Origin of the sequence: Streptomyces sp. NPDC051286, assembly GCF_044455345.1 — a bacterium.
Taxonomy (GTDB): Bacteria; Actinomycetota; Actinomycetes; order Streptomycetales; family Streptomycetaceae; genus Streptomyces.
This window is the reverse complement of the sequence record NZ_JBITER010000153.1, coordinates 1-1,394: the sequence shown is the minus strand read 5'-3', so window position 1 is coordinate 1,394 and position 1,394 is coordinate 1. Positions and strand designations below refer to the sequence as shown.

Here is a 1,394-nt window from a genome sequence, read left to right as displayed (position 1 = left end):
TCAGGCGGCTCTACCGTCTTGATCGGGTTGATCGAGCCATTCGTAGGGTTGGGTCGCCCAGGGGTGCTGGGTGTGGCTATCAGGCGGCTGCCGTCTCGTGGCTTGCCTCGCTTCGCCGCCCGGCACCCCACGACGACTCGGCCGCCGATTAGGAAGTGCGAACAAGTCGCTGCGTAGAGCAATGCCGGCGAGGTCGTCCGTGGTACGCACAGAACGAACACAGACGTCAGGAGCACGATGAGCCGGATATGGGCGGGGATCGACAGCGGCAAGGGCCACCATCACGGCCTCGCGGTGGATGCCGACGGCAGGACGCTGCTGTCGCGGCGGGCCGCCAACGACGAACCCGAGCTGCTGAAACTGATCGGTGACGTCCTTGACCTGGCCGCCGGCCGCCCGGTCACCTGGGCCATCGACATGACCGGTGGGGAACCCGCGCTGCTGCTGGCCCTGCTGATCAACCACGGCCAGGAAGTCCTCTATATGCCCGGTCGGCTGGTGAACAGGGCCTCCGACGGCTACCGAGGCGAGGGCAAGACCGATGCCCGCGACGCCTACGTCATCGCCGACCAGGCCAGGATGCGCCGCGACCTGCGGCCCATCCGCCCCGGCGACGAAGCCGCCATCGAGTTGAAGCTGCTGACCGGCCGCCGGGCCGACCTGGTCGAGGACCGCACCCGCTCGGTGAACCGCCTGCGCGGCACCCTGCTGAGCATGTTCCCTGCCCTGGAACGGGCCCTGGAGGTCACCAACGCCGGGCCTCTCAGGCTGCTGACGGGCTATCAGACGCCGGCCGCGATCCGCCGTGCCGGGATCTCGCGGCTGACCACCTGGCTGGCCAACCGCAAGGTCCGCAACGCGAGATCCCTGGCCGAGGCCGCGGTCGAGGCCGCCGAGCGCCAGCACACCGCCGTCCCCGGGGAGAAGACCATCGCGAAGCTGGTCCACACACTGGCCGAGGAGGTGATGGCCCTCAACCAGCAGGTTTCCGAGATGGACAAGCTCATCGAGGGCCGGTTTCGCGAGCACGAACTCGCCGACATCCTCCTGAGCGTCCCCGGCATCGGCTCCGTGCTCGGCGCGGAGTTCCTCGCCGCTGTCGGCGGCGGCCTGGAGGAATTCGACTCGCCAGATGCTTTGGCGGCCTTCGCCGGAGTCGCCCCGGCACCTCGCGATTCGGGCAAGGTCAGCGGCAACCTCCACCGGCCAGTCACCTACCACCGCAGGCTCCAGCGGGTGTTCTACACCTCCGCGCTGGTCAGCGTCCGCTACGACCCGAACTCGCGGAAGTTCTACGACCGCAAACGTGCGGAGGGGAAGAAGCACGTCCAGGCCGTACTCGCCCTCGCCCGCCGACGCGTCAACGTTCTGTGGGCCCTGATCCGTGACCGGCG

General features: G+C 68.8%; 1 protein-coding gene. It reads left to right on the top strand.

Going from position 1 to position 1,394, the window contains the following annotated elements; all coding sequences use genetic code 11:
* Positions 1–237 precede the first annotated feature (237 nt).
* On the top strand, positions 238–1,394 hold a 1,157-nt coding region (locus ACIBB8_RS37905), incomplete at its 3' end, for an IS110 family transposase (protein ID WP_398959967.1).